The sequence below is a fragment of the Rhizobium sp. 21-4511-3d genome, assembly GCF_053522545.1.
This window is the reverse complement of the sequence record NZ_JBNWCF010000003.1, coordinates 101,363-123,899: the sequence shown is the minus strand read 5'-3', so window position 1 is coordinate 123,899 and position 22,537 is coordinate 101,363. Positions and strand designations below refer to the sequence as shown.

The following is a 22,537-nucleotide window of genomic DNA, read 5'->3' as shown; positions in this document are numbered from 1 at the left end:
ATCAGGCCTGCTCCGCCACGCCGCCGAGATAGAGCTCGCGCATCAGCGACATATCCTTGAGTTCGGCAATCGGCCCCGACGTGGCGATGCGGCCGTTCTGCATAAGATAGCCGCGGCTGGCGACCGAGAGCGCCAGCCCGGCATTCTGCTCTACCAGCAGAACGGAGGCGCCGAAGGTCTTGCCGATATTCAGGATGATCTGCTGGATTTCTTTCACCAGCAGCGGCGAGAGGCCCAGCGAGGGCTCGTCGAGCAGGAGCACGCGCGGGCGCGCCATCAGCCCGCGGGCAATCGCCAGCATCTGCTGCTGGCCGCCGCTCAGCGAGCCGCCTTTCTGCTGGCGTTTGGTCGCAAGGATCGGAAAGAAGCTTTCCATCGTCTTGACGTCGGTCTCGACGGCATCGGTATCGCGACGCGCATAGGCGCCAAGCCGGAGATTTTCCTCGACCGACATGTCGGCAAAGATCCGCCGTCCTTCGGGAACGAGGACGACGCCGCGCTTGGCCATGATGTCAGGCGTGCGGCCGGTGACGTTCTCGCCGGCGAAGCTGACGCTTCCCGCGCGCGGCTTGACGAGGCCGACGATGGTGCGCAGCAGGGTCGACTTGCCTGCGCCGTTCGGACCGAGAATGGTGATGATCTCGCCGTCTTCCAGGGTGAGCGAAACATCGCGATTGACGACGGTCGCGCCGTAGCCCGTCGTCACGTTTGAAACACTGAGCAGCGTCACAGCGCACCTCCGAGATAGACTTCCAGCACTTTCGGATCGGACAGCACGGCCTGTGTCGGCCCGTCGGCGATCTTCGATCCGAAGTCGAGAACGACCAGGCGCTTGCAGAGCATCTGCATCAGCTTCATGTCGTGATCGATGACACAGACGCTGATGCCGTGCCCTGGGAATTGCTTGACCAGGCCGACAAGCGTTGCCGTCTCGCGGTCGTTGAGACCTGCGGCCGGTTCGTCGAGCAGGATTAGCGAGGGGCGGGTTGCGAGCGCCAGCGCGATGCCGAGCAGACGAAGATTGCCGAAGGGCAGGACCCCGGCGCGCTCATTGGCGAGCGCCGTCAGGCCGACGAAATCGAGTAGCGCCGCCGGTGTCGTCCAGGGATAGGGACGGCTGGTCTTGCGGGCGTGTTCGCAGGCGATCTGGACGTTTTCGATGACGGAGAGCCCGGGAAAGGCCATGGCCTGCTGGAACGTATAGCCGATGCCGGCGCCGGAGACTTCGTGGGCCGCAAGGCTGGTGATATCGCGGCCGCGCCAGGTCACGTGTCCCTCGGTCGGCTTGTAGACGCCGGTGATGACATTGAAGAGCGTCGTCTTGCCGGACCCGTTCGGCCCGACAATGCCGAGGATTTCGCCCTCTTCGATCGAGAGATCGACGCCGGAGAGCGCGGTGACGCCGCCGAACTGCTTCTTCAAGCCCGATATTTCAAGAATGGCGTTCATCGTCCGGCCTCCGAAGCGTGGTTGCGTCCGGCGGCAGGGGACGGCGCCTGTTTGCGGCTGGCGCCGAACAGCCGCTGCCATCCATCGGCGAGGCCGGCAATCAGGCCGTTCGGCAGAAGCAGGATGACCGCGATCAGGCAGACGCCGTAGAGAATGCGCGACTGGACCGGGTCGAGGTTCAGAACCTCCGGCAGGAAGGACACGAGGATGCCGCCTGCAATCGGCCCGAGAAGCAACCGGGCGCCGCCGATCATCACCATCAGTGCCAGATAGATGCTGGGGAAGGAGGCGAACTGGCTTGGTGAGATGTGGCGCAGGAAATAGGCGAGCAAGACGCCTGAGACGCCGGCAAAGACGCCGCTGACGACGAAGGCGCCGATCTTGTGGCGTCCGACATTGATGCCGAGCGACGCCGCCAGTTTTTCGTTCTCGCGGATGGCGCGCAGCGTGCGTCCATAGGGCGAGTTGATGATCGCCCAGCTGGCGATGGCGCTCAGCGTCACGAAGGCCAGGACGACGAAGTAGTAAGGCACGAGATCGTCGGCACGCATGCCGAAGAAGCCGACCGGCAGCTGCAGGTCGAGCCCTGTCGCCGCCCCGGTAAAGTCACCGCCATTGGTCAGCACGATGGTCAGCAGCTGCCCGAAGGCGAAGGTCATGATGACGAAGTGGTGGCCGCTGACGCGCAGCGACGGCACGCCGATGACCGCCGCGAAGGCGGCCGCGGCGATGCCGCCGACCGGCAGCGCCACCCAGAAGCCGATGCCGGTGTCGCGGGCAAGCAGCGCCGCCGCATAGGCGCCGACACCGACGAGTGCCGCATGTCCCATCGAGAGAATGCCGGTCTGGCCGAAAAGTACCGAGAGACCGTAGAGGGCGACGATGTTGATGCCGGCGGAGATCGCGAGCGACAGCATGCGGTTGCTGGCGCCGATTGCCGGAACGAAGGCGAGGATCGCCAGCACGACGAGTGCCGGGGCGAGCGAGCGGAGCGACGAAAGAGGGGTGTTCATAGCATGTGCCTTTCGTGCGTCACGCCATCTTCGGGCCGCTGGTGCCGCCGAACAGGCCGTTCGGGCGGAAGAGCAGCACGAGGATCATCAGGGCGAAGGAATAGGCGTCGGTCCAGGCGGAGAAGCCGTAGCCGGCGCTGAAGCCCTCGACGATGCCGAGGATCAGGCCGGCGACGACGGCGCCGGTCAGGTTTCCGAGGCCGCCGATCAATGCGACAGCAAATCCCTTCATGACCATGGTGCCGCCGGTGAACGGCGTGATCGGGAAGAGGGCGATCAGCAGGGCGCCGCCGAGACCGGCAAGCGCACTGCCGAGCACGAAGACGCCGGTGATGTAGCGGCGCACGGGGATGCCCATCAGCGCCGCGGTATCGCGATCATCGACGGCGGCGCGAAGCGCGCGGCCATAGCGGCTGCGGGTGACCATGACGAAGGTGAGCGCCACGACGGCGATGGTGACGAGGATGACCATGACGCGAACCGAGGCGATGCGCACGCCCGCGACATCCCAGATGCCGGTCAGCGGCCGCGGGATGCTCTTCTGGTTCGGGTCATAGAAGAAGATGACGATGTGTTGGAGCACGACGATCAGGCCGAGCGAAACGATGAAGCCGTTGGTCGGGCGCGTGAGCGTGAAGCGGAAGAGCCCGCGCTCGAGAACGAAGCCCATGACCCCGACGGCAAGAATGGCGAGCACGAGGGCCAGATAGAAGCTGAGGCCTGCCTGCACGGCGAGCCAGGTCACGATGCTGCCGATCATCAGGAATTCGCCATGGGCGAAATTGATGATGCCGGTCAGTCCGAAGATCAAGGTGACCCCGACGGCGATCAGCGTGATGACGCTTGCGATCGACAGACCGTTGAGGATTTGCTGAATGAGAATGTCCACAGCCCTGTTCCGCTGTTGCGCGGACCGCACGGGCGGCCCGTCGGTTTTCTGAATGAAAGTCCCGCCGGCGCAGGGGGCCGGCGGGAGGCGCATCGGCAGTTTATTCCGCAGGGGCTTCGGCGGGTGGCTGCTGCATCGCGCAGGAGATGTCGCCGCCCGGAGCTGCGGCGCAGACCTCGGTCGCGTGCGTCACCTGATGGCTCTTGTTGAAGGAGAGATCGTCGGAGACGACGCCCTTGTGATGGAGCGATTCAAGCGCTGCGACCGTCTTGTCCGGATCGAGCGAGCCGGCCTTGGTCCAGGCTTCGGCGAGCATGTGGACATAATCGTAGTAGAGCAGCGAGACCGAGGAGGTCACGCCCTTCGGGGCGCCGGCGGCGAAGTAGGCCTTGAAATAGGTCTTCGCGTTGGCGTTGGAGGATTCACCCCAGCAGATCGGCACGCAGCTCATGGCGACCGGAACGTCGGCGGAAAGACCGCGCTCCTTCCAGATGCCCGGATCGACGCCGAACAGGAAGTAGCTCGGTGCGACGCCGAGTTCGAGCGCCTGCGGCAGGGCCGTCAGCGTCGAGTCGCCATTGTACCAGAAGTGCACGACGTCAGGATTGAGGCTCTTGGCGCGTGTCAGGAACGGCGAGAAGTCGGTGGTATCGGGCGGATAGGAGATGACTTCGGGCACGTCCTGGCCCTCTGCCTTCAGTGCCTTGACGTAATAGGAGGTCAGGAACTGGCCGGTCGCGTCGTTGCCGACGATGACGACGGATTTTTTCAGCGGATGGCCGACGAGCGGCGTCAGCAGGCTGAGAACGCCGCGGGCGGTCGAGCCGGAGCGCTGGAATTCCTGCGGCTCGGACTGGAAGAGATAGTGATCCTCAGCGCCGGGGGCGACGGACTGCGGGTTCAGGATCTTGGCCAGCGTGCTGTTGCCGGCAAACTGGATGACCTTGGCGGGCTGGGTGATCTTGGTCATCGCCAGCGTAAAGTCATGGGTTTCGGAACCGAAGATCGCCGAGACCTTTTCGTCGCGGACCAGCTCCTGCGTTGCCGCGATTGCGGTGGAGATATCGGTGCGGTCGTCGCGCTTCACCATCTCGACCTTGTAGGTCTTGTCACCAACCTTGACGCCTCCCGCGTCGTTGATTTCCTTGACTGCCAGGCCGACGCCTGCCGGCAGGGTGTGACCGGCCGAGACGAAAGCGCCCGATTCCGCCGCGACGACGCCGATCTTGATCGTGTCTTCGGCGGCTGCCATTTGCATAGATGCGCCGAGGCCCAGCGCTAGAGAAATGCCTCCCAAAACAAGTGATCGCACGGTCTCATCCTCCCGATGCAGATTTTGCGTACTTACCGGGTTGTCGTACAACCCTGTTTTCTGATAATTGGGTTGACGGAGAATGTCAAGCAAGTCCAACCAAGCGGCGCCGGTGTGCCGGCCACCGCAAAACGAGGGAGTGAGTTATGCGAACCAAGGAATTCGGCCGCACCGGCCGGAAGGTCAGCGAGATCGGCTTTGGCGCCTGGGCGATCGGCGCAGCATGGGGGGAAGTGAATGACGAGGAGGCGCTTGCCGCCCTTCACGCCGCTCTCGATACCGGCGTCACCTTCATCGATACGGCCGATGTCTATGGCGACGGCCATTCGGAGCGGCTGATTGCCAAGGTGATGAAAGAGCGGGGCGGCGCGCGTCCGTTCATCGCCACCAAGGCCGGACGCCGTCTGCCCGAGCAGTCGGTCGAGGGCTACAGCGCCGAGAACCTCGACGGCTGGATCGACCGCAGTCTCAAAAATCTTGAGACCGATTGCCTCGATCTCGTGCAGCTGCATTGCCCGCCGACGGATCTCTACTATCACCCGGAGGTCTTCGGCCGCCTCGACCGCCTCGTCGAACAGGGCAAGATCCGCAATTACGGCGTCAGCGTCGAGCGCGTCGAGGAAGCGCTGAAGGCGATCGAATATCCTGGCGTCGTCAGCGTCCAGATCATCTTCAATGCCTTCCGCCAGCGTCCGATCGAGCATTTCTTCAAGCAGGCTCTGGAAAAGAAAGTGGCGATCATTGCCCGCGTGCCGCTGGCAAGCGGCCTTCTGTCCGGCAAGTTCAAGAAGGACACCAAGTTCGAAGCCAACGATCATCGCCTGTTCAACCGTAACGGTGAAGCTTTCGATGTCGGCGAGACCTTCTCCGGCGTGCCCTATGAAGTCGGTCTCGAAGCCGTCGAAAAGGTCCGTCCGCTGGTCTCAGGCGATACGACCATGGCGAAATTTGCGCTGCGCTGGATCCTCATGTTCGACGCCGTGACGGTGGCGATCCCCGGTGCCCGCAATCCGGCGCAGGCGAGCTCGAATGCCGAGGCCGCCGGTCTTCCGGCCATTTCCGACAGCGCGATGCGGGAGATCAAGTCGATCTACGATACCTACATCAAGCAGTATGTGCATCAGCGCTGGTAGGAGATTTCAGCCATGACGAGCCCTATCATCGATTCCCATCATCACTTCTGGGATCCCGCCAGCGGCGGCGACTACGGCTGGCTGAGCGGCCCGTTCGAGCCGATCAACCGCGTCTTCGAGCCTGATGATCTTCGCCCGGCGCTGCAGAAAAGCGGCGTCACCGGCACCGTCCTCGTCCAGACCTGGAACGATCTCGGCGAGACCTGGGACTTCATCCGCACGGCCGAAGCCACGGATTTCGTCGCCGGTGTCGTTGGCTGGGTGGACCTGACAGACCCGAAGCTCGGCCAGACGCTTGCCGAGCTCAAGTCTTCGCCCGAAGGCAAATGGCTGGTCGGCGTGCGCCACCTGATCCAGACGGAGAGCGATCCGAACTGGCTGCTGCGCGCCGATGTGAAGGCCGGGCTGCTGGCCGTTCAGGCTTCCGGTCTGGTCTATGACCTAGTGCCGAACCTGCCGCAGCTGCCCTCCTGCATCGCGACCACGCAGGCCTTCCCGGAGATGCGCTTCGTTCTCGACCATATCTCGAAGCCTGAAATCCGCAATCGCGGCTTCGACGAATGGGCGGTGCTGATCCGGCAGTTCAGGGGGCAGCGCGATCATGTCTGGTGCAAGCTATCAGGCATGGTCACCGAAGCGGACTGGCAGAGCTGGACGCCTGAAGACCTGAAGCCTTATGTCCACGAGGTGCTCGACGTCTTCGGTACGGATCGCTGCATGTTCGGCACCGACTGGCCGGTCTGCCTCGTCGCGGCCAGCTACGACCGCGTCGTCGAGGCGCTGCAGGAATGCCTCAAGGATCTTTCCAGCGCCGAGCGGGAACGGATCTTCGGGCTGAACGCCATCGAGGTCTATCGTCTCCCCGGCTTTCAGGAGCGCAGGGCATGAGAGACGCTAAGACCTCAAGCAAGATCGGCTTTGCCTCGCGTCTCGGCTTTGGCGCGAGTGGTATCGGCACGCTCTATCGCGATGTCACCGAGGCGCAGGCGGCCGAAGTGCTGACTGCCGCTTATGGTGGCGGGATGCGCTATTTCGATACCGCGCCGCTCTATGGTCATGGGCTGAGCGAATTGCGCCTCGGCACCTTACTGCGGACCATCGATCGCAAGACCGTCACCGTTTCGACCAAGGCCGGCCGCTATATGGCGCCGCCTTATGGCGAAGCGGTCGATTATGGCCTCTGGGCCTCGCCGCTGCGCCTCAAGCCGGTCTTCGACTACAGCTATGCCGGAACGATGCGCTCGCTGGAGCAATCGGCAAACCGTCTCGGCATCGCCGATTTCGATCTGGTCTATATCCATGATGTCGATCGCTTCACCCATGGCGATGCCTACGAGCGGCGTTTCAACGAGGCCGTCGAGGGCTGCTACCGGGCGCTCGACGATCTCAGAAAGGCCGGTCACATCAAGGCGATCGGTGTCGGCGTCAATGAGAGCGACGTCGCAACGCGGTTCATCAAGGCCTGCGCGCTCGACGCCGTCATGATGGCCGGGCGCTATACCCTGCTCGACCGGGCGGCCGAAGCCGACCTATTGCCGGAAGCTCAGCGTCAGGGCGTCGAGATCGTCGTTGCCGGGGTGTTCAATTCGGGCATTCTCGCAACCGGCGCCGCCAGCTCCGGAGCGACCTTCGATTATGGTGCGCCGCCTGAGCATGTGGTGGCAAGGGCAAAGAGGATCGAGGAGATCTGCGAGCGTCACGGCGTTCCGCTGCAGGCGGCGGCGATCCAGTTCGCCTTCCGAAATCCGCAGGTCTCCGCCGCCGTTCTCGGCATGAGCCGGCCGGAGCGTATCGCGCAGAATCTTGACTGGGCGAAACTGCCGATCCCCGAGGCTCTCTGGCAGGAAACGGACGCGCTCTTCGAGCACGAAGGCTAAGATCGGGCGCCCGCGTGGAGAACGCGCGGGCGTCCTTCAGCGCCTGATGCTGCCGACCCGCGAGAGCAGGATGACCGGCAGCAGGCTGACGAGCACGATCGCGAGAGCTGCGATCGAGGCCTCCTCATAGGTGCCCCGGGCCGCCTCGCCATACAGATGCGTGGCGAAGGTCTCGACATTCAGCGGGCGCAAAAGCAGCGTCGCCGGCAATTCCTTGACGCAATCGACGAAGACCAGCAGCGCCGCCGCCGCGATTGCCGTCTTCGACAGCGGCAGATGCACGAGGCGGAATGTGCCCGATGGTGTCTGTCCCAGCGTGCGCGATGCGTGGTCGAGCGAGACGGGAATGCGCGCCAATCCGGCGTCGATGCCGCCAGCCGAAATCGCCAGGAAGCGGCACGTCAGCGCATAGACGAGCGCCGCGCCAGACCCCATGAAGAACAGTCCGGTGGCGATGCCGAACCATTGCGCGCCGGCATGAAAGATCAGCCGGTCGGCACCGCCGAGAACGATCAGCACGCCGATCGCGACGACCGTGCCCGGCGCGGCATAGCCGGTTGCGGCAAGCCGTAGCAGCGACGACGAGCCGGTACCGGGCCACAGGCGAGCCGCATAGGCGAGCATCAGGCCAAGAAGGATGGCGGCGGCAGTGGCGATCGAGGCGAAGAGCACGGTGTTGACCGCCTCGCTGAGAAAATTGGCAGAAACCCCGGCGAAGCGGAAGCGCTTCCAGGCTTCGGAAGCCAGATAGATAGCCGGCGCGCCGAAGCCGAGGACAACAGGCAGGAAGCCGAGAACCGCGAGCAGGATGCCTTTGGAGCGAGACACCTTTTGCGGCTGCAGACCGCGGCTGCGGCGGCTGTCGGTGGCGTAGCGCTGATTGCGCCTCGCCCAGCGCTCGATGGCGATGAGCGCCACGACGATGAAAAGCAATGCCAGCGCGATCTGCGAGGCGCCGGGCAGGTCGGTGCGGGTGATCCAGGTCGTGTAGATCGAGACGGTCAGCGTTCGTACGCCGAGGAATTCGGCGGCGCCCACATCGTTCAGCGTCTCCATCAGCGCCAGGCTGACACCGACGGCAACGGCCGGGCGGGCAAGCGGCAGGGCGATGTGCCAGAAGACGCCGCGCCTGCTGATGCCGAGCATCCGCCCGGCTTCGATGAGATTGGCCGACTGCGTCAGGAACATCGCCCTGACGGGGATATAGACATAGGGATAAAGCACAATGCCGAGCAGCAGGATGCATCCGGTCATCGAGCGGATATCCGGCAGGCGGAATTGCCGTGGGCTCTCGTAGCCGAGCATCCAGCGGATTGCACCCTGCACCGCGCCGATCGGGTGCAGGATATCGAGATAGGCATAGGCGATGATGTAGGTCGGCACCGCGAGCGGCAGCAGCAGCGCCCATTCGAGAATGCGGCGGCCGGGAAAATCGTAAGCCGTCACCAGCCATGCCGTCAGCGTGCCGATTGCTGCCGTCATCAGCCCGACGCCGGCAAGCAGGATCACGGTATCGGCGAGCGCCACCGGCAGGATGGTCGAAAACAGATGGCTCCAGAGCGATGGCGAGCCCTTGAAGGCCTCGAAGGCAAGGCCGCCGAAGGGCAGCAGGACGAGAAACGCAACAAGCCCGGCTCCGGAAAGCCAGGCGCTGACGGGCCGCCTCGCCGGGCGGTTTGCCGCTGATATCAGGGACATGCGATCATCCGGGAAGGGAAGGGGCGCCGGCTAACCAGCGCCCCGATCGCCTTAGTTGTCGAAACCGACCTTGTCGACGAGCGCGCTCGCCTCCTTGCGGTAGCCGACGATCTCGGCAAGCGGCTTGCTGTCGATCTTCAATTCGCCGAAGGAGGCGATGATCGGATCGACCGAGGCGCCAGCCTTGACCGGATATTCGTAGTTGGCTTCGGCATAGATCTTCTGCGCCTCGTCGGAGACGAGATATTCGAGAAGCTTCACGGCTTCGGCCTTGTTCGGCGCGTGCTTTGCAACAGCCGCACCGCTGATGTTGACCTGCGTGCCGCCGTTCTTGAAGGTCGGCAGGACAACCTTGATCGCCTCGCCCCACTTCACCTGATCCTCGCCGCCCTTACCGGAGCGCATGAGGCCGACATAGTAGGAGTTGGCGATTGCGATGTCGCAGACGCCGCCGAGGATGTCCTTCGCGCCGTCGCGGTCACCACCGGCCGCCTTGCGGGCGAGGTTGTCCTTGACGCCGGAAAGCCACTTCTCGGTTTCGGCTTCGCCGTAATGGGCGATGTAGTCGGCAAACAGCGCCGTGTTGTACGGATGCTGGCCGGACCGGATGCAGATCTTGCCCTTCCACTTGGGATCGGCGAGATCTTCATAGTTGAAGGCGGTCAGGTCGACATCCTTGGCCGCGTAGAGCACGCGGGCGCGCATCGACAGGCCGAACCAGTAGCCCTTCGCATCGCGAAGCTGTTCCGGAATGGCGGCGTTGAGCGTTGCGGATTCGATCGGCTGGGTGACGCCCTTTTCGGCGAGATCGACCAGATTGCCGGCGTCGACGGCCATCAGGATATCTGCCGGAGAGGCTTCGCCTTCGCTTGCCAAGCGTTCGGCAAGACCGTCCTTCAGGAACACGGTGTTGACCTTGGTGCCGGTCTTTGCCGTGTAGGCTTCCAGAAGCGGCGCGATCAGCGCCGGCTCTCTTGTCGTGTAGAGATTGAGCTCGGCGGCCGAAACAGTAACCGGAAGAGCGCACAGAGAAACAGCGGCGAATGCCGCAGACATTTTAACTTGCATCATATCTACCCCCGTAAATGAATGCGCCCCGTAGCTGAAGTTCTTGAGGGTGATAGTCAAGTTTTAAGCCGAAGCATCACGAAGACGTGATGTGCGGATTGCTCTCAATTGGAAGCGAAGACGCGGGCGTTTTCGACCGAGATCGTCACCGCACGCGCGGTTTCAGGCAGTCGCCGCAGGGTCCGCGCCTTCAGTGGTGCGGCAAGGCCATCGACCGCAAGCGTCAGTTCCTCGACCTCGCCGTGGAAGGCGCGTGCTTCGATCCTGGCGGCGATACCGCCGTCGCCGAGCGAGACCGCAATGTCCTGAAGCCGGATAAAGACCGTGGCGGCGTCATGCTCCTTGAGGTCGAGCATGTGGGCGAAGCTTCCGATCGCCGTTTCCATCCGCCCGTTCCTGTTGATCCCGGGGACCTTGTTGGAGGGCGAGAAGAAATCGGCGGCATAGGCGCAGTTCGGCCGGTCGTGCAGATCGTAGCCGGAGCCCTGCTGGACGATCTCACCGGCACGCATCAGCACGACACGGTCACCGGCAGACAATGCTTCCTGCGGATCGTGGGTGACGATGATCGCGGTGGTGCCGAGTGAGCGGATCAGCGCAATCGTCTCGCCGCGCACCTGGTCGCGAAGGCCCTGGTCGAGATTGGAGAAAGGCTCGTCCATCAGCAGGATCCGCGGCCGTGGGGCAAGCGCCCGGGCCAGCGCGACACGCTGCTGCTCGCCGCCCGAAAGCATATGCGGATAACGATCGGTCAGATGGGCGATGCCGGCAATGCGCACGACATCTTCGGCCATCGCTGCTGCCTCGGCCTTCGGACGTTTGCGCAGGCCGAAGAGGATGTTCTCCATCGCGGTCAGATGTGGAAAGAGCGCGTAATCCTGAAACACGAAGCCGATATTGCGCGTCTCCGGTTCCACAAAACGCTGCGGCCCGGACACTTCCTCGCCGTCGAGCCGCACGGAGCCGGCATCCGGCCGTTCGATCCCGGCGATGACGCGCAGCAGGGTCGACTTGCCGCAGCCGGAATGGCCGACCAGCGTGACGATCTCCCCGCGATTGACAGTCAGCGACAGTCCGGCAAGGGCTGCCTGCGCGCCGAAGCTGCGGCTGATGGTGCTGACTTCGAGAGCGGGTGAAGACGTCGTCGCCTGCATGCGGTTCCCTGAATTTGCGTTTCGATACCCCTTACTTCAGGAAGGCCGTGACATGCAAACTGGGCCGCGGGGAAACAGCCGAAGCAAAAATGGCGCAGCCGCGCAAAATTTAGGCATCGGCGTACCGCTCCTGCCCAAAGCGGGCTGTGCCGCAAAGAGAAGTTGCGATACATGCTCTGTCAGCGAACGCCATCGAGCCCATCAGCCCCCGATCCCGAACGCTTCCATTTCTTCAGCACATGACCGCAGCACAAATCTTTGCTGCAGGAGGAATACCTATGGCCGTAGTGAGCGAAACCGCGCCGCGTTTCCAGAAGACGACAATGTCGATCCTGATGGCAGTCAGCTTCTGCCACATGCTGAACGACATCATGCAGTCGCTTCTTGCGTCGCTCTATCCGCTCTTCAAGGCCAATTATAACCTCGACTTCGTGCAGATCGGCCTGCTGACGATGACCTTCCAGGTCACGGCGTCGCTGCTGCAGCCCTTCGTCGGCATCTTCACCGATCGCTGGCCGATGCCCTATTCGCTGCCGGTCGGCATGGCGAGCACCTTCTGCGGCCTGATCCTGCTCGGCAATGCCGGCAGCTTCGAGCTGCTGCTCGTCGCCGCCAGCCTGATCGGCTTCGGTTCGGCCGTCTTCCATCCGGAATCCTCGCGCGTTGCGCGTCTGGCCTCCGGCGGTCGCCACGGCTTCGCGCAGTCCTTCTTCCAGGTCGGCGGCAATGCCGGCCAGGCGATCGGCCCGCTGATTGCCGCCTTCATCGTCTTCCCGCTCGGCCAGCACAGCGTGTCCTGGCTGTCGGGCATCGCCCTCATCGGCATGATCGTGCTCGGCTGGGTCGGAAACTGGTACATGAGCCACCGCCGCCAGAATGCCGGAAAGCCCGCCGTCAGCCGCACACTGCCGCTGCCGCAGAACAAGGTCGTCGTCGCCCTGCTCATCCTCGTGCTGCTGACCGCGACCAAGAACGTCTACATGGCAAGCGTCTCCAGCTATTTCACCTTCTATGTGATCGACCGCTTCCAGCTCGGCGTTCAGCAGGCGCAGCTGATGCTCTTCCTGTTCCTCGGTTCCGTTGCCGTCGGCACCTTCCTCGGCGGCCCGATCGGCGATCGTCTCGGCGCCCGCTTCGTCATCTGGTTCTCGATCCTCGGCGTCATTCCCTTCGCGCTGATGCTGCCCTATGCGAACCTGTTCTGGACCGGCGTGCTCAGCGTCGTCATCGGCCTGATCTTCGCCTCCGCCTTTTCGGCAATCGTCGTTTTTGCGCAGGAGCTGGTGCCGGGCCGTGTCGGCTTGATCGCCGGGGTGTTCTTCGGCTTCGCCTTCGGTGCCGGTGGTCTCGGTGCGGCCTTCCTCGGCGACTTCGCCGATAGCCACGGCATCGAATTCGTCTATCGCATCTGCTCCTACCTGCCGCTGCTCGGCCTGCTGACGATCTTCCTGCCGAAGATCCCGAAGCACGCCCACGCATGACCCGGCGCGCGCTCGCGCGTGACGTAAAGCCCGGCGTAAATTATCCTAAGGCCCTATCGCGCCGCATGCGTTCCAGGTGATAGCGTGCGGCGCAATGACATGCCGGAGGATGACATGACGAAGAAGACGGTTGGCGATTGGCAGGCTTTGGCCGAGAAGGAACTGAAAGCCTCGCCGGAGACGCTCGTCTGGAAGACGCCTGAGGGCATCGACGTCAAGCCGCTCTATACCGCAGGCGATCTTGCCTCCGCCGATCACTTGGACAGCATGCCGGGCCTCGCGCCCTTCACCCGCGGACCGCGCGCCACGATGTATGCCGGGCGGCCCTGGACCATCCGTCAGTATGCCGGCTTCTCGACCGCCGAGGCCTCCAACGCCTTCTACCGCAAGGCGCTCGCCGCCGGTCAGCAGGGTGTGTCGGTCGCCTTCGATCTCGCCACCCATCGCGGCTATGACAGCGACCATCCGCGTGTCGAAGGCGATGTCGGCAAGGCCGGCGTCGCGATCGACAGCGTCGAGGACATGAGAATCCTGTTCGACGGCATTCCGCTCGAAAAGATCTCGGTGTCGATGACGATGAACGGCGCCGTCATCCCGATCCTCGCCTCCTTCATCGTTGCCGGCGAAGAGCAGGGCGTGTCGCGCGCCGAACTCTCGGGGACCATCCAGAACGACATCCTCAAGGAGTTCATGGTCCGCAACACCTATATCTATCCGCCCGAACCCTCGATGCGGATCGTGGCCGATATCATCGAATATACGGCCAGGGAGATGCCGAAGTTCAACTCGATCTCGATCTCCGGCTATCACATGCAGGAAGCCGGGGCGACGCTGGTGCAGGAACTCGCCTTCACGCTGGCCGACGGGCGCGAATATGTGCGCGCGGCGATCGCCAAGGGCCTGAACGTCGACGACTTCGCCGGGCGTCTCTCCTTCTTCTTCGCGATAGGCATGAACTTCTTCATGGAGGCCGCCAAGCTGCGTGCCGCCCGTCTGCTCTGGACGAAGATCATGGAGGAGTTCGAGCCGAAGAAGGCGTCTTCGCTGATGCTGCGCACCCACTGCCAGACGTCAGGCGTCTCGCTGCAGGAGCAGGATCCCTACAACAATATCGTCAGAACCGCCTTCGAGGCGATGTCGGCCGTGCTCGGCGGCACGCAGTCACTGCACACCAATTCCTTCGACGAGGCGATCGCGCTGCCGACGGAATTCTCCGCCCGCATTGCCCGCAACACGCAGCTGATCCTGCAGCACGAGACCGGCGTCACCAAGGTCGTCGACCCCCTCGCAGGCTCCTATTATGTCGAGAGCCTGACCAAGGAACTCGCCGACAAGGCCTGGGCGCTGATCGAGGAGGTCGAGGCGCTCGGCGGCATGACAAAGGCCGTCAACGAGGGCCTGCCGAAGCGGCTGATCGAGGAGGCCGCGACGCGCCGCCAAGCGGCTGTCGACAAGGGCGACGAGGTGATCGTCGGCGTCAACAAATACCGGCTGGAAACCGAGGAAGAGCTGGAAATCCTGGCGATCGACAATGCCGCGGTGCGCGCCGCGCAGGTCAGACGGATCGAGGATACCCGCCGCCGCCGCGACAGCGGCAAGGTGCGTGAGACGCTGGAAACGCTCTCCGAAGTCGCCCGCAGCGGAGAGGGCAATCTGCTTGCCGCTGCCGTCGAGGCGGCGCGGGCACGCGCCACCGTCGGCGAGATATCGGATGCGATGCGCCAGGCCTTCGGCGATCATGCCGCCGTTCCCGAAGTGATCAAGGATGTCTATGGCGAGGCCTATCGCGACCAGCCGGAACTCGAGATCCTGAAGGCCCGCATGGTCGATATCAGCGCCAGTCTCGGGCGCAAGCCGAAGATCATGGTCGCCAAGCTCGGCCAGGATGGACACGACCGCGGTGCCAAGGTGATCGCCTCGGCTTTCGGCGACGTCGGCTTCGATGTGCTCGCCGGACCGCTGTTCCAGACACCCGATGAGGCGGCCGGCATGGCGCTGAGCGAGAAGGTCAATGTCATCGGCGTGTCGTCACTGGCGGCCGGTCACAAGACGCTGCTGCCGCAGCTGGTCGATGCGCTGAAGGCCAGGGGCGGCGGCGATGTCATCGTCGTCTGCGGCGGCGTCATCCCGCGGCAGGACTACCAGTTTCTCACCGACCACGGCGTCGCTGCCGTCTTCGGCCCCGGCACCAATGTGCTCGACGCCGCAAATTCGGTGCTCGATCTCTTGCAGGGTATCAGGCGCAATACCTGATCCGTCTCAGAAGCTGTCCTCGTCGCGCGACAGGCTCTTCTTGAAATGGGCGATGAAGCTCTTGATGATCGGCGAGGGCTCGACTTTCCGGTAGGCGATCGCCAGGTCCGAGGTGACCGAGCAGCCCTTCAGCCTGGTATAGGCAATTCCCGGCAGCTGCACGCATTGGAACGAGCGTGGCACCAGCGCCACGCCGGTGCCGAGCACGACCATGCTGGCGATGGTGATGAAGTCGCGGCCGGAGCTGTTGATATCCGGCTCGAAACCCGCTTCCCGGCAGGCGGCGATCGTATTGCGGTGAAAGCCGACATCGGGCGGCTGGCGCGGCGTGATGAAGACTTCGCCGGCCAGGGATTTCAGAGCGACGGACGGCGATGCCGCGTGGGCATGGGCGGCCGGCAGCGCCACCACGAATTCCTCGCGCATGGCGATCTCGGCCGCCAGCCCCTGCGGCAGCGCGATCGGCGGGCGGATGAAGCCGAGGTCGAGCGTCTTGTCGGCGATCTTTTCCAGCTGCTGGCGCATCTCGATCTCGATCAACTGAAACTCGACGCCGGGTCGCGACGCCTTGAATTTCGACAGCGCATCGCCGAGCACGCCGGAATAGGCCGCCGAGGCGACATAGCCGACGGCAACGCGCTCCAGATCGCCCTTCGCCGCCCGGTGGACGGCCTCGACGGCGCTTTCCGCAAGCCCGAGAACACGCCGGCCCTGCTCGGCAAGCTCCAGTCCCGGCCGGGTCAGGCGCAGCGAGCGGCGGCTGCGATCCAGAAGCGATACGCCTAACAGCGCCTCGAGCTTGATGATCTGCTGGCTGAGACCCGGCTGCGCAATCCCGAGCCGCGCTGCGGCACGCTCGAAATTCTGCTCCTCGGCGCGGGCTACGAAATATCTCAGATGCCTGAGCTCGAGAGCTGCGCTACTGACCAAATGCCACCTCTGTTCATAATCGGCGCTTATGAAAAACGCTGACTACCTTATTGGATCATCAAAATGAAACCGTCTAGTAACGTGACTGAAATTGTCAAGTTTTGAGACGGATCGCCCCCGTCCGGGTCTCCATGAGGTTGCCGTGCGCCTGAAGAATGTTTCGCTCGTCCTGCTGTCCACCGTTTGCGCAGCAGCGCTTCTTCCGGCCGCGGCCTTTGCACAGGAGGCCACCGAGCTTGCGCCGATCACCGTGCAGGGGCAGACCAAGGAAGATCCGAAGGCGCCGGTGAAGGGCTTCGTCGCCAAGACCAGCTCGACGGCGACGAAGACGGGAACGCCGATCCTCGAAACGCAGCAGTCGATCTCGGTGATCACGGCCGACCAGCTGAAGGCGCAGAACGCCCAGACTGTCGGCCAGGCGCTCGACTATACCCCCGGCGTCGTCAGCCAGCCAGGCGGCTCGGATCCGCGCTTCGACGCGCCGCGCATCCGTGGCTTCGATGGCCGCCAATCGCAATATTTGAATGGTCTGAGACTGATGCGCACGGCCGGCGCGCCGGCGATCGATCCCTACCAGCTGGAGCGCATCGAAGTGCTGCGCGGCCCTGCCTCCGTGATGTTCGGCCAGGGCAATCCGGGCGGCATCATCAACCTGATCAGCAAGCGCCCGACCTTCGACAGCTTCGGCGAGGTCGGCCTGCAGTTCGGCAGCTACGATACCTACGGCACCTATTTCGACGTCGGTGGCCCGGTCACCGACGGCTCGGACTTCGCCTATCGCGTCACGGGTCTCGCCCGCACCGCAAGCGCGCAGGTCGACGAGCTCGACAACGACCGCTATTTCATCGCCCCCGCTTTCACCTGGCAGCCCGACGAAGACACCAAGCTGACGATCCTGACGAGCGTGCAGCACGACAATCCAAGCACGCCGTCCGGCGTCCCGGCGCTCTTCGCCGATACGCTCGGCCGCGACTTCTATGTCGGCGACAAGAGCTTCGATCACTCCAACCGGACGCTGACCAATCTCGGTTATGAATTCGAACACCGCCTGAACGACACCTGGACCTTCCGCCAGAACCTTCGCTACTCGAATTTCGACTGGAACTATCAGGCGCTGGGCATGTCTTCGACAAATGGCGGCGTCGGCGCGGACGGACATTCCATCCGGCGCAACGCGACATTCCAGGATGAGTTGCTGAACACGTTCAACGTCGACAACAACCTGCTCGGCGAGTTCGAGACGGGCGATGTCGAGCACAAGCTGCTTGTCGGTCTCGATTACCGCTATTTCAGCAACAATGTGCATACCCGGTTCTTCCAGGCAACGCCGCTCGATATCCTAAATCCCGTCTATGGCGGGCCGATCAGCCTGCTCTCTCCGACCACCAACACGCTAGTCAACAGCGACCTGTCCCAGATCGGTATCTACATTCAGGACGAACTTGCCTACAACAACTGGCGGGCAACCTTCGGGCTGCGTCAGGATTGGGCGAGCACCGATGGAACGTCCTTCAATGGCCTGCCGGGCGTGGTTCCCACGCCGACATCGCCGAACCCTCGATCGCTTGATCAGGACGATCATAAGCTAACCGGCCGGGTCGGTTTGGGATATGTGTTCGACAACGGCATTGCGCCTTACATCAGCTACAGCACGTCGTTCGAACCGGTCGCGCCGTCCACCAGCTTGGCGAACCCGGTTCCGACTGAAGGCAAGCAGGTGGAGATCGGCGTCAAGTATCAGCCGGAAGGCTGGGACGGCTTCTTCTCTGCGGCAGTCTACGATCTCCGCCAAAAGAACGTCTCGACGACGGTCTTAACGCCGGCGGGAAGCAAGACGCAGCAGATTGGCGAAGTTCATGTCCAGGGTCTCGAACTCGAGGGTGTTGCGAGCTTGATGGACGGACTGAACCTGCGGGCGGCATATAGTTATACGGACAGCGAAATCGTTGGCGGTTCGACGGCTGGCAACCGTCTTGATAACGTGCCGCTGAACGCTGCGAGCCTGTGGCTAGATTACAGCTTCAAAGAGGGCAGCGCCCTGGAAGGCTTCGGTGTTGGCGGCGGCGTTCGCTATGTCGGTCAGCGCTATGGCGACGCCGCGAACGTCTACGACCTCGACGCCGTCACCCTCCTCGATGCGGCGCTGACCTACAAGAAGGAAGGCGTCACCGCCTCGCTCAATTTCCGCAACCTTGCCGACAAGGACTATATCGCCAGCTGCAGTTCGTTCGGCTGCACCTACGGCGACGGTCGCACGGTGATGGGCAAGCTGACGTTCAATTGGTAACCAGCAGCCGGCTGCGATCTGCAGCCGGCTTCAGCCTCGTCCCGCAGCTCAGCGGAAGGCGGTGAGGTTTTCCTTCAGCCATTGCGGCAGGCTCTTCGGCGGCGTGCCGGTCAGCGCCTCGACGGTCGAGGTCGTCTCGCCGAGGACGGATTCGCGAAAGACCTGGTCGAGACCGAGCAGCAGTTCGGCGACGAAGGGCGGCAGACCGCCTGCCAACAGTGCGGCATGCTGTTCTTCCGGCGAGCGATGTCCGTAAGTGACTGGCCGTCCGAGCTGGGCGGAAAGCTCGGCGGCGACTTCCGCCATCGTCCAGGCGCGCGAACCGGTCAGGTGATAGGCGCGCTGCGACCACGGCCAGACTTCTTCCAGCAGGGCGGCGCGTGCCGCTCTTGCAATGTCGGCGGTGTCGATGAAATTCACCCGGCCGTTTCCGCCCGCGCTCGCCCATTGTCCGGTAGCGATCTCGGCCGCCGACCGTTTCAGGATATCGGGAAAGGCGGATGGCCGCAGCACGGTGGAGGCGACCGGCTGGCGCGCGAGATGCGCCTCGATCTCCATGTGCCAGGCGAAGGGGTTGAGCCGGGTTGCCGGGCCGAGTGCCGAGAGCTTGACGATATGGCGCACCCCGGCGCCAACGGCGGCATCGATCAATGCGATCTCGTTGGTCACCTGCCGCGCAGAGGTGCCATGCGAGAGAAACAGACGGTCCGCACCCGAAAGCGCTGACGCCAAAGTCTCCGGCCGGTCGAAATCGACGACGGCGATCTCCGCGCCTTCGGCTATGCCGGTGGCGTCGGGCCGGCGGGTCAGCGCCACCGGGGTGATGGGATCAGCGGTCAGAAGCCGGGTAAGTTCGGCGCCGACGCGGCCGGTGGAACCGGCGATTGCGATGCGGCTGGTCGAAGCGGATTGCAAAGATTCGTTTGGCATGGGGGCACAACCTATGTATCTTGGAACGACTGTTCCATTATTGTTGAACCGATCGTTCCAAGATGTCAAGCGAGGATGCATGAGCGGAAAACCGCAATTCGACGAGGCTGCCGTTATCGATGCCGCCCTGATCGTCTTCTGGCGCCAGGGCTATGCGGCGGCCTCGATCAGCGACCTGACGGAGGCGACCGGCCTTTCGCGCTCAAGCATCTATCAACGCTTCGGCGACAAGGACGGACTGTTTCGCGAGGCGCTGGCGGCCTATACGCGGCGCGTGCTTGCGCGCATGAACGGCGCTGAGGCGCCCTCCGCACGCGGCGCCGTCGAGGCGATCCTGCGCGGCTTCGTGCCGGAACAGCCGATGAGCCGTCCGGCCGGCTGCCTGATTGCCCGAAGCTGCGTGGAAAAGGGTGAGTTGAGCGCAGAAGGGCAGGCGGCGGCCCTGCAGGCGGCAGCCGATCAGCGGCAGATCTTCGCTGCGCTACTGCGCCAGGCGATTGCCGCGGGCGAGCTCAGTCGGGATGCGGATGTGGAGGCGCTCGCCTGGTATTATCTCGGCGTGCTGCAGGCAGTGCTGAATTTCCCGAATGCCGGCGCAGACAGCAGCGCGCTCCATCATATGATCGATGTCGCGATGATGGCCTGGCCGCGCCGGTGAATCTCAAACGCCCGGCTGGGCGCCGAAATAGTTGAAATAGGCCCAGGCGATGGCGAAGAGGACCACGATGGTCAGCACCACGATCAGCTTGCGCAGCGCCGGGTTGATCTGGCGCGGGGGCTTGGGCTTGTTCGGCTTTTTGAATTTGATGACGTTGTCGTTCATGGCACGGTTCTAACCCGATTTTCCGGCGCAGGGCAATCGGCGGTCAGAGGAGACCGCGCTTTGCGAGATTGCCCATCAGCGCCGAGATGCCGAAGGTCCAGGGCGGGCAATCGGTGGAGAGGCGCACGGTATTGGCAAGCGTCCCAAGCCCCGCCGAGGAAATCTCGACGATATCGCCGACCTTGTGGGTAAAGCCCTGGTTCTTGGCATCGCGATCCTGCGTCGGCGCAAACAGCGTGCCGAGGAACAGCATGAAGCCGTCAGGATACTGGTGATGGGCGCCGCAGGTCTGCTTGACGAGATCGGCCGGGTCGCGGCTGATCTTCGACATCGAGCTTTTGCCGTGCAGCACGAAGCCGTCTTCGCCGGTTACCTTGAGGTCGAGTTCGGCCTTGCGCACGTCATCCAGCGTGAAGCTCTGGTCGAACAGGCGGATGAACGGGCCGATCGAGCAGGAGGCGTTGTTGTCCTTCGCCTTGCCGAGCAGCAGCGCCGAGCGGCCCTCGACATCGCGCAGATTGACGTCGTTGCCGAGCGTCGCGCCCTTGATCTCGCCGCGGCTGTTGACCGCGAGCACGATCTCGGGCTCCGGGTTGTTCCAGGTGGAGATCGGGTGCAGGCCGACATCGGCGCCCCAGCCGACTGAGGACAGCACCGGCGACTTGGTGAAGACCTCGGCATCCGGGCCGATGCCGACTTCCAGATATTGCGACCACATGCCCTCTTCGATCAGCGCCTGCTTGACCTTGGCGGCTTCCGGCGAGCCGGCCTTGATATTGGCAAGGCTGCCGCCGATCAGCGCGCCGACGCGGTCACGGATCGAGGCGGCGCGGTCAGGATTGCCGGCCGCCTTTTCCTCGATGACGCGCTCGATCATCGACTGCGCGAAGGTGACGCCGCAGGCTTTGATCGCCTGCAGGTCTGCGGGCGCCAGAAGATAGGGTTTGGCTGCATCCGGCTTGCCGTTGCTGTTCTTCGAAACATCGTCGAGCGTACCTATGGCTTCGCCTTTCGCGGCGCGCACGAAGGCGGCCGGATCGTCCCGCTCTAGAAGCGAGCTCAGCGTCGGCGCATCCCTGGAGGTGATGTCGATCAGCTGTCCGTCGCGGATAGTGACGATCGACGGGCCTGAAACCTTGGGGTTCCAGACGCGGCCGACGAAGAGACCGGCCGAGGCGGCGGCGTCGAGAAGCTGAGACATGATGAGCCCTCCAATGCTGATGAGCGATCGCTCATTTTATCATCTGATTGCCGCCCTCCAGCAGCGCCGGAAATCGATCACATTCGCTCCGCGGCGGCAAGGCCGGTTGCCGGAAAAACAGACTGCACGTTTGGTTGAAAGGCTAGATTTCGGACTTGCGGCAGAGCTCTCAGCGGCTAGGGTCGGCATCGGCTTTCAAACATGTACCCGGGGAGAGGAGGCCCCGTTCGCAATGCTGAAATCCTTCGAACATGTCGGCATGACCGTCAGCAATATGGACCAGGCCGTTGCATTCTATTGCGATCTTCTCGGCCTGACGCTGCATCTCAGGAAAAAGACCGATGACGGCTCAGATCTCGCCTTTCTCGATGCCGGCGGCGGCATGCTGGAGATCATCGCGCCCGTGAATGGCGCCAAGCGGGCGGTCGATGTGCCCGACGACACCGCCGGGCTGCGCCATCTGACTTTCCTTTACGCAAGCGTCGATGAAACCTTTGCCAAACTCGAGGCGGCCGGCGTCGATCTCAAGGAGCGGCCGCGCTTCACCTACAATCCCGAAGTGTTGCACAAGGTGGCCTTCGTGCGCGATCCCGACGGCATCATCATCGAGCTTGCCGAGCGTAAAAACTAAGGCCCCGCGACAAACAATTCTTGCTCGGATTTTACATGCGCAAGTAACGACTCCGTAAGTCTGCTCTGGCAGTCTCCTCTGTAGATTAAATTACATATTTCAGTTGGATACCATGAGCCGTAGCAAAGACGATTGGATCAATCAGCGCGCCTATTCCATCTGGGAAGAAGAGGGCCGCCCGCATGATCGCGGCGGCGCTCACTGGCAGCAGGCCGCTGCCGAATACGAGCAGCTGGAAAGAACACGCGCCTCGGCGGATGGAAATGAGCTGATCGAGATGCTGCGCCGAACCGGCCGGCTGATGCGCGCTGCCGAAAACGATGCTCTGCGCGTGGTCCGGCCGGAACAGAAGCCGGCACGCAAGGCCATCAAACGCGCATAAAAATTCTCATATTGCGGGAACTTTAG

General features: G+C 63.3%; 21 protein-coding genes. 9 read left to right on the top strand and 12 right to left on the bottom strand.

Annotated features, from left to right (window positions below):
• Position 1 precedes the first annotated feature (1 nt).
• From ACQZ5H_RS08975 to ACQZ5H_RS08955, 5 genes are all read right to left on the bottom strand, one after another.
• Positions 2-730 (bottom strand): ABC transporter ATP-binding protein, encoded by a 729-nt coding sequence (locus tag ACQZ5H_RS08975; RefSeq protein ID WP_449097409.1) that lies wholly within the window; start codon positions 728-730, stop codon positions 2-4.
• On the bottom strand, positions 727-1,449 hold the full coding sequence (locus tag ACQZ5H_RS08970; protein WP_449097408.1) for an ABC transporter ATP-binding protein: 723 nt from the start codon (positions 1,447-1,449) through the stop codon (positions 727-729). Before ACQZ5H_RS08970 ends, ACQZ5H_RS08975 begins: the two co-directional genes overlap by 4 nt.
• A complete protein-coding gene (locus ACQZ5H_RS08965) occupies positions 1,446-2,462 on the bottom strand; it encodes a branched-chain amino acid ABC transporter permease (RefSeq protein WP_449097407.1) in 1,017 nt (338 codons plus the stop codon). Before ACQZ5H_RS08965 ends, ACQZ5H_RS08970 begins: the two co-directional genes overlap by 4 nt.
• Before the next feature lie 19 nt (positions 2,463-2,481).
• A complete protein-coding gene (locus ACQZ5H_RS08960) occupies positions 2,482-3,351 on the bottom strand; it encodes a branched-chain amino acid ABC transporter permease (protein ID WP_112714819.1) in 870 nt (289 codons plus the stop codon).
• A 100-nt stretch (positions 3,352-3,451) separates the two neighbouring features.
• A complete protein-coding gene (locus ACQZ5H_RS08955) occupies positions 3,452-4,603 on the bottom strand; it encodes an ABC transporter substrate-binding protein (RefSeq protein ID WP_449097406.1) in 1,152 nt (383 codons plus the stop codon).
• Positions 4,604-4,809: 206 nt separating this feature from the next.
• Here ACQZ5H_RS08955 and ACQZ5H_RS08950 point away from each other — a divergent pair, with 206 nt between their 5' ends.
• The 3 genes from ACQZ5H_RS08950 to ACQZ5H_RS08940 are packed head-to-tail and all read left to right on the top strand — an operon-like array spanning position 4,810 to position 7,673.
• Positions 4,810-5,796, top strand: coding sequence for an aldo/keto reductase (locus ACQZ5H_RS08950; protein ID WP_449097405.1), 987 nt, complete (start codon positions 4,810-4,812; stop codon positions 5,794-5,796).
• 12 nt (positions 5,797-5,808) lie between these two features.
• Complete coding sequence (locus tag ACQZ5H_RS08945) at positions 5,809-6,684, top strand: amidohydrolase family protein (protein WP_449097404.1); 876 nt, start codon at positions 5,809-5,811, stop codon at positions 6,682-6,684.
• Positions 6,681-7,673: an aldo/keto reductase gene (locus tag ACQZ5H_RS08940; protein ID WP_449097403.1), complete on the top strand. Its 993-nt coding sequence runs from the start codon at positions 6,681-6,683 to the stop codon at positions 7,671-7,673. Before ACQZ5H_RS08945 ends, ACQZ5H_RS08940 begins: the two co-directional genes overlap by 4 nt.
• 36 nt (positions 7,674-7,709) lie before the next feature.
• Here the strand turns inward: ACQZ5H_RS08940 and ACQZ5H_RS08935 are convergent, their stop codons facing one another.
• The 3 genes from ACQZ5H_RS08935 to ACQZ5H_RS08925 form a co-directional block, all read right to left on the bottom strand.
• Entirely contained in the window at positions 7,710-9,371 is a 1,662-nt protein-coding gene (locus ACQZ5H_RS08935) for an ABC transporter permease (protein WP_449097402.1), read from the bottom strand.
• Positions 9,372-9,422: 51 nt separating this feature from the next.
• On the bottom strand, positions 9,423-10,427 hold the full coding sequence (locus ACQZ5H_RS08930) for an extracellular solute-binding protein (protein ID WP_449097401.1): 1,005 nt from the start codon (positions 10,425-10,427) through the stop codon (positions 9,423-9,425).
• A gap of 116 nt (positions 10,428-10,543) precedes the next feature.
• The gene (locus ACQZ5H_RS08925; RefSeq protein WP_449097400.1) at positions 10,544-11,593 is read right to left on the bottom strand and encodes an ABC transporter ATP-binding protein; all 1,050 of its coding nucleotides are present in this window, start codon (positions 11,591-11,593) and stop codon (positions 10,544-10,546) included.
• 278 nt (positions 11,594-11,871) lie between these two features.
• Between ACQZ5H_RS08925 and ACQZ5H_RS08920 the strand changes: the two genes are divergently transcribed.
• Together ACQZ5H_RS08920 and scpA are read left to right on the top strand one after the other, a co-directional pair.
• Positions 11,872-13,074, top strand: coding sequence for an MFS transporter (locus ACQZ5H_RS08920; protein ID WP_449097399.1), 1,203 nt, complete (start codon positions 11,872-11,874; stop codon positions 13,072-13,074).
• A 114-nt stretch (positions 13,075-13,188) separates the two neighbouring features.
• Entirely contained in the window at positions 13,189-15,327 is a 2,139-nt protein-coding gene (gene scpA, locus ACQZ5H_RS08915) for a methylmalonyl-CoA mutase (protein WP_449097398.1), read from the top strand.
• 6 nt (positions 15,328-15,333) lie between these two features.
• On the opposite strand, the gene ACQZ5H_RS08910 is transcribed toward scpA, so the two are convergent.
• Complete coding sequence (locus tag ACQZ5H_RS08910) at positions 15,334-16,257, bottom strand: LysR substrate-binding domain-containing protein (protein WP_449097397.1); 924 nt, start codon at positions 16,255-16,257, stop codon at positions 15,334-15,336.
• Between the two features lie 142 nt (positions 16,258-16,399).
• Here ACQZ5H_RS08910 and ACQZ5H_RS08905 point away from each other — a divergent pair, with 142 nt between their 5' ends.
• Positions 16,400-18,544, top strand: a complete 2,145-nt coding sequence (locus ACQZ5H_RS08905) for a TonB-dependent siderophore receptor (RefSeq protein ID WP_449097396.1) — start codon at positions 16,400-16,402, stop codon at positions 18,542-18,544.
• 48 nt (positions 18,545-18,592) lie between these two features.
• Here ACQZ5H_RS08905 and ACQZ5H_RS08900 read toward each other — a convergent pair whose 3' ends face one another.
• Positions 18,593-19,474: an NmrA family NAD(P)-binding protein gene (locus tag ACQZ5H_RS08900; protein ID WP_449097395.1), complete on the bottom strand. Its 882-nt coding sequence runs from the start codon at positions 19,472-19,474 to the stop codon at positions 18,593-18,595.
• Positions 19,475-19,553: 79 nt separating this feature from the next.
• On the opposite strand from ACQZ5H_RS08900, the gene ACQZ5H_RS08895 reads away from it, so the two are divergent.
• Positions 19,554-20,132 (top strand): TetR/AcrR family transcriptional regulator, encoded by a 579-nt coding sequence (locus ACQZ5H_RS08895; RefSeq protein WP_449097394.1) that lies wholly within the window; start codon positions 19,554-19,556, stop codon positions 20,130-20,132.
• A 3-nt stretch (positions 20,133-20,135) separates the two neighbouring features.
• Here the strand turns inward: ACQZ5H_RS08895 and ACQZ5H_RS08890 are convergent, their stop codons facing one another.
• Positions 20,136-20,297, bottom strand: a complete 162-nt coding sequence (locus ACQZ5H_RS08890) for a hypothetical protein (protein ID WP_165402686.1) — start codon at positions 20,295-20,297, stop codon at positions 20,136-20,138.
• Positions 20,298-20,340: 43 nt separating this feature from the next.
• Positions 20,341-21,498 carry a fumarylacetoacetate hydrolase family protein gene (locus ACQZ5H_RS08885; protein WP_449097393.1) on the bottom strand — a complete coding sequence of 386 codons (1,158 nt, stop codon included), beginning with the start codon at positions 21,496-21,498 and terminating at the stop codon, positions 20,341-20,343.
• A gap of 232 nt (positions 21,499-21,730) precedes the next feature.
• On the opposite strand from ACQZ5H_RS08885, the gene ACQZ5H_RS08880 reads away from it, so the two are divergent.
• Both ACQZ5H_RS08880 and ACQZ5H_RS08875 read left to right on the top strand, forming a co-directional pair.
• Positions 21,731-22,129 (top strand): VOC family protein, encoded by a 399-nt coding sequence (locus tag ACQZ5H_RS08880; RefSeq protein ID WP_199625718.1) that lies wholly within the window; start codon positions 21,731-21,733, stop codon positions 22,127-22,129.
• Positions 22,130-22,241: 112 nt separating this feature from the next.
• Positions 22,242-22,511 carry a DUF2934 domain-containing protein gene (locus ACQZ5H_RS08875; RefSeq protein WP_112714845.1) on the top strand — a complete coding sequence of 90 codons (270 nt, stop codon included), beginning with the start codon at positions 22,242-22,244 and terminating at the stop codon, positions 22,509-22,511.
• The last annotated feature ends 26 nt before the right edge of the window (positions 22,512-22,537 follow it).

What these genes read in the sequence shown, in the direction of transcription:
- ACQZ5H_RS08970 (WP_449097408.1), bottom strand. Translation starts at nt 1,449, where the DNA reads ATGAACGCCATTCTTGAAATATCGGGCTTGAAGAAGCAGTTCGGCGGC.
- ACQZ5H_RS08965 (WP_449097407.1), bottom strand. Translation starts at nt 2,462, where the DNA reads ATGAACACCCCTCTTTCGTCGCTCCGCTCGCTCGCCCCGGCACTCGTC.
- ACQZ5H_RS08955 (WP_449097406.1), bottom strand. Translation starts at nt 4,603, where the DNA reads ATGGCAGCCGCCGAAGACACGATCAAGATCGGCGTCGTCGCGGCGGAA.
- ACQZ5H_RS08950 (WP_449097405.1), top strand. Translation starts at nt 4,810, where the DNA reads ATGCGAACCAAGGAATTCGGCCGCACCGGCCGGAAGGTCAGCGAGATC.
- ACQZ5H_RS08945 (WP_449097404.1), top strand. Translation starts at nt 5,809, where the DNA reads ATGACGAGCCCTATCATCGATTCCCATCATCACTTCTGGGATCCCGCC.
- ACQZ5H_RS08940 (WP_449097403.1), top strand. Translation starts at nt 6,681, where the DNA reads ATGAGAGACGCTAAGACCTCAAGCAAGATCGGCTTTGCCTCGCGTCTC.
- ACQZ5H_RS08935 (WP_449097402.1), bottom strand. Translation starts at nt 9,371, where the DNA reads ATGTCCCTGATATCAGCGGCAAACCGCCCGGCGAGGCGGCCCGTCAGC.
- ACQZ5H_RS08930 (WP_449097401.1), bottom strand. Translation starts at nt 10,427, where the DNA reads ATGTCTGCGGCATTCGCCGCTGTTTCTCTGTGCGCTCTTCCGGTTACT.
- ACQZ5H_RS08925 (WP_449097400.1), bottom strand. Translation starts at nt 11,593, where the DNA reads ATGCAGGCGACGACGTCTTCACCCGCTCTCGAAGTCAGCACCATCAGC.
- ACQZ5H_RS08920 (WP_449097399.1), top strand. Translation starts at nt 11,872, where the DNA reads ATGGCCGTAGTGAGCGAAACCGCGCCGCGTTTCCAGAAGACGACAATG.
- scpA (WP_449097398.1), top strand. Translation starts at nt 13,189, where the DNA reads ATGACGAAGAAGACGGTTGGCGATTGGCAGGCTTTGGCCGAGAAGGAA.
- ACQZ5H_RS08900 (WP_449097395.1), bottom strand. Translation starts at nt 19,474, where the DNA reads ATGCCAAACGAATCTTTGCAATCCGCTTCGACCAGCCGCATCGCAATC.
- ACQZ5H_RS08895 (WP_449097394.1), top strand. Translation starts at nt 19,554, where the DNA reads ATGAGCGGAAAACCGCAATTCGACGAGGCTGCCGTTATCGATGCCGCC.
- ACQZ5H_RS08890 (WP_165402686.1), bottom strand. Translation starts at nt 20,297, where the DNA reads ATGAACGACAACGTCATCAAATTCAAAAAGCCGAACAAGCCCAAGCCC.
- ACQZ5H_RS08885 (WP_449097393.1), bottom strand. Translation starts at nt 21,498, where the DNA reads ATGTCTCAGCTTCTCGACGCCGCCGCCTCGGCCGGTCTCTTCGTCGGC.
- ACQZ5H_RS08880 (WP_199625718.1), top strand. Translation starts at nt 21,731, where the DNA reads ATGCTGAAATCCTTCGAACATGTCGGCATGACCGTCAGCAATATGGAC.
- ACQZ5H_RS08875 (WP_112714845.1), top strand. Translation starts at nt 22,242, where the DNA reads ATGAGCCGTAGCAAAGACGATTGGATCAATCAGCGCGCCTATTCCATC.